Annotated in this window: 3 protein-coding genes and 1 pseudogene; 2 read left to right on the plus strand and 2 right to left on the minus strand. The window is 56.7% G+C overall.

The features are described from left to right. Together RMSM_RS29955 and dnaB are read left to right on the plus strand one after the other, a co-directional pair. A partial coding sequence (locus tag RMSM_RS29955) for a DnaA/Hda family protein (RefSeq protein ID WP_144058066.1) occupies nucleotides 1-1,177 on the plus strand: 1,177 nt, incomplete at its 5' end. Nucleotides 1,178-1,297: 120 nt separating this feature from the next. Continuing rightward, nucleotides 1,298-2,740: a replicative DNA helicase gene (gene dnaB, locus RMSM_RS29960; RefSeq protein WP_008706327.1), complete on the plus strand. Its 1,443-nt coding sequence runs from the start codon at nucleotides 1,298-1,300 to the stop codon at nucleotides 2,738-2,740. Between the two features lie 578 nt (nucleotides 2,741-3,318). Here the strand turns inward: dnaB and RMSM_RS41445 are convergent. Both RMSM_RS41445 and RMSM_RS41450 read right to left on the minus strand, forming a co-directional pair. Next, a complete protein-coding gene (locus tag RMSM_RS41445; protein WP_008706331.1) occupies nucleotides 3,319-3,711 on the minus strand; it encodes a ribonuclease E inhibitor RraB in 393 nt (130 codons plus the stop codon). 97 nt (nucleotides 3,712-3,808) lie between these two features. Then, nucleotides 3,809-4,133, minus strand: a pseudogene (locus tag RMSM_RS41450) (hypothetical protein); the annotation flags it as partial.

Raw genomic sequence — 4,133 nt, forward strand, 5'->3', positions numbered from 1 at the left:
ACCGAAAAAGTCGCGTCCGATCGACGACGGCACTCAGCCGCCGCTTCCCATGTTTGAAGCGTCCGGCGCAGCAGCACCCAATACCGCTACCAGCTCAAATACGCAAACGAGTTCGCCAGGCGGAAAACCGGCGTTACCTCGCGACGCCATGACGCTTAGCAGTTTTGTCGCGGGAACGTCAAACCAGCTCGCCCACACTGCCGTGATGATGGCGTGCCAAAGCCCCGGCAGTGCAACGCCCTTGTTTTTGTACGGCCCCTCGGGAATCGGCAAGACTCACCTCGTCAATGCAATCGCCGATCAATTCCGGCGTCGACATCGAATGCGGACTGTCGTGCAGTTGTCGGGTGAGAAATTCACTAACGACTTTTGCAAATCGGTCGGCACCACGGGGCTTCCCGCGTTCCGTAAACGCTACCGCGAAGTCGACGCACTGCTGATTGATGGCGTTCAATTTCTGAGTGCCAAAAGTGCCACCCTTCGCGAAATGCTGTACACCGTCGAGGCGTTGATCGAAGCCGGACGTCCAATCGTGTTTACCGCGAACCAAGCGCCCTCGGAAATCGAAGGGCTGTCACGGGAACTGTCCGGCCGCATGGCAAGCGGTTTGGTTTGCCCGATGCACTCGCTGGATTCGACGACTCGCGAGACGGTGTTGCGACGCCTGATTGAACAGCGATGTTCGATCGCTTGGCCCGATGAAATGATCAGCGAGGTCAATGCTCAACTTGCCGGTGATGGGCGTGTGCTCAGCGGGATCGTCAATTTGGTGGCCACGCTGCAGAAGATGTTTGGCCGCATGGCAACGATGGACGAGATTCGTCAATTCGGCGGCAACCTGCTGCGAGTCGGGCAGGCGTCGGTGACGCTAAGCACGATCGAGCGAACGGTATGCGAGGCGTTTAAGGTGCCGCTGGAAGACCTGCGTGGTTCGTCCCAGGCTCGTGCGGTCTGCGAACCACGAATGTTGGCAATGTACTTGTCACGCCAGCTGACTTCGTCGGCGTACGCCGAGATTGCCAACCACTTTGGGGGCCGCTCGCACAGCACTGCGATCGCTGCTGAGAAAAACGTCAAAAAATGGCTCGAAAGCGGCAAAGCAATCGGTCGCGGCCCGACCTCGGTATCCGCTCGCGAAGCCATCGACCGTATTGAAAACCAATTGCGAACGGCATAAACGCGTGGGGGGCTGCGGACGAAACTTCCCCAATTTGGTTCAGCTTGCGTAATTCTCTGTCGACCTATCAAATAGGACTTCCTCAGCCTCTTCGTTTCCTTATCTCCACGGACCGGAACCTTGACCGCAGACGACTTTCAGTTCAAAGGCCGAAAAAAGAAGAAAGAAGCCAGCGCCAGCGAGATTTTGCAGCGGCAGCCGCCCTTCGATCTCGAAGCGGAAATGGGCGTGATTGGAAGTATTTTGCTGCTGCCGATCGTATGTGACGATATCGCGTCGCTGCGTGCCGAAGACTTTTTCGACGACGCAAACCGAAAGATCTACGAACACCTTCGCGAGATGCACGATCAAGGGCAAAAGATCGACATCACGCTGTTGGTATCGCGTCTGCGAACGGCTAAAGAATACGAGACCGTGGGTGGGGCAGCATACCTCGCCAAACTCTCCGGTGCCGTCCCCAATGCGGCCCACGCGGTTTATTACGCGGGGATCGTGTCGGAAAAGGCGGTCTACCGCCGTTTGATCGAAGCGAGTACCGAGATCCTCCGCGACTCGTACGAACAGAACAGCGAAGCACGCGAAATGTGTGCTCAAGCGGAACAAAAAATCTTTGCCATCATGGATGGCCGGTCGGGTAATTCCGTCCACAGTATCAGCGATATCCTGCACCAAGCGATGGACCGCATGGAAGCACGGATGAGCGGCGAACATACCGACGGAGGCTGTGAAACCGGATTCACTGAGTTCGATAACATGACCGGCGGACTGCACAACGGCGAGCTGATCATTTTGGCCGCACGTCCGTCGATGGGTAAAACCGCGCTGGCGATGAACATCGGAGAATGTGTTGCCATCAACCAACGGCTGCCCGTGCTCTTCGTCTCGCTGGAAATGTCCGGAATCGAGCTTGCCGACCGGATGCTTTGTTCGCTCGCGCGGGTGAATGGTCACCGACTGCGAAACGGAACGATCTCGTCGGATGACCGAGAACGGCTGATTCAAAAAGCGAATGAGATCAGCGAAGCGCCGCTTTACGTCGACGATTCCCCCAGCCGAACGGTCAGCGAAATTGCGGCAGCGGCACGGCGAATCAAGCGACGCGAAGAGGCGCTTGGCTTGATCATCATTGACTACCTGCAACTGATTGAACCAGATAACTCGCGTGACCCGCGGCAAGAACAGGTGTCCAAGATCGCGCGTCGCTTGAAAGGGATGGCTCGTGAATTGAGCACGCCGCTACTGTGTTTGTCTCAATTGAATCGGCAAGCCGAAGACAGCAAAGATCACCAGCCAAAACTAAGCCACCTGCGGGAATCGGGGGCGATCGAGCAGGATGCCGACGTTGTCATGTTTGTGCACCGCGAAGAGTATTACCATCGTGGCGAAGACAAAGCGCAATACGCCGGGCAAGCTGAAATCATCATGGCAAAACAGCGTAATGGCCCGATTGGAAACGTCCCGCTCAGCTGGGAAGGCGACTTCACGCGGTTTAGCGACCGTGCCCCTGAACGCCACAACGAGTTTGATGACTACGCCGAATTCAGCAGCCCCGGTGGCTTCTAGCTTGCCGCAACCGATCGCATCGACAATCAGCGCCATCGTCACATGAAGAAAATGCTGCACCGGATCGTGTCGATGTTGATGCGGTTGATTGCCTGATCGGATGTCGGCGCTGAGTCTGGGGCCAAGTACAACACCGCACTCGAGCACGAGTACCGTCCTGCGGACTAAGCACGAGCACGAAGGCGTGGACGCGAATCCGCATCACACACAGGCCCTTCCGTCGAGCTTGTCTCGGCGGAGGAAACAAATGGCAGCTACCGAGATAGAAGCACGGTCAAGCAGTGCTCCGCTGCGGGCTTGCCCCGGCGGACACAACGTTTCGATTCGCTGATTCCGCCGGGACAAGCCCAATGCCATCTACTTCGGTAAACATTGGGGGGGCTCAAGTAGTGGGATTCGCCAGAATTCCCATCTTTGCCGTTGAAACACCAGGAACTCTGGCGAGTCCCACTACGAAAGTAGATGGCATTGGGGACAAGCCCGAGCGGCAGGCGTTAACAGCATGGACATTCTTTGCGGCAGCTACGGAGCAGCGGTAGCCTACCGCCCTGGGACCTCGAGCCCCAGCGGAAACAGGACTACATTTCGTCGGGCAGCGACTCTTCGTCCATCATCACGCCCCAGCCGTCGCTGCGGCCGCCATGCGGCTTGGACAATTCGTCGAGCTCGGCTTGAATCCGAATGATCTCATCGTATTCAGGCACCATCGTGACGTTGACATAAACCGTCCACGCGGGGCCAAACTCTTCCTCGTCCTCTTCGACTTCTTCCCCCTCTTCGGGTTCGCCCGAGTCGTAGTAGACCTCGGTATCGTACTGCTTGGCGACCAGCGCCTTTTCAATCCGATGGGCCGATGTTTCATCCGGTGCATCGACCGCGAACTCAATCAGCAGCGGAGCCGACATGTCGACGCCAAGCGATTGAAGGTTCGCCAACACTGCACCATCCGCATCTTCGGGATAGGTCGTCATGAACGTATTTCTTAAAAGAGGTAAGGGAACAGAACCGCAAAGCCGTTGCCACGAAAAACAGTCGATCCGCATTGCTCTATGACAATGCGGCACTTGGCTATGATTCGTTTTCCGGTGGCGTTTTGATGTGGGCCAAGGAGTGCCCGTTTTCCGACAGGTAGGTGTAGCTGCCGAGCGCGCGCTCATAAAACTGCAGCAATTCGCCGGCTTGTGCGTTGTCAATCTTACCGCTGCTGACGGCCGCATTGATATTGTCCAACAACCGCCGAATCAGTTCCCGATCGTCATACTGGACGTAGCCGAGCACTTCGCTGACGGTGTCGCCTTTGACGATCGATTCAATCTTCACCGCATCGCCATTCAAATCCACATGCACCGCGTGGGTGTCGCCAAACAAGTTGTGCAGGTCACCCAGGATCTCT

It is taken from the genome of Rhodopirellula maiorica SM1 (assembly GCF_000346295.1).
Taxonomy (GTDB): domain Bacteria; phylum Planctomycetota; class Planctomycetia; order Pirellulales; family Pirellulaceae; genus Novipirellula; species Novipirellula maiorica.

What these genes read in the sequence shown, in the direction of transcription:
- RMSM_RS41445 (WP_008706331.1), bottom strand. Translation starts at nt 3,711, where the DNA reads ATGACGACCTATCCCGAAGATGCGGATGGTGCAGTGTTGGCGAACCTT.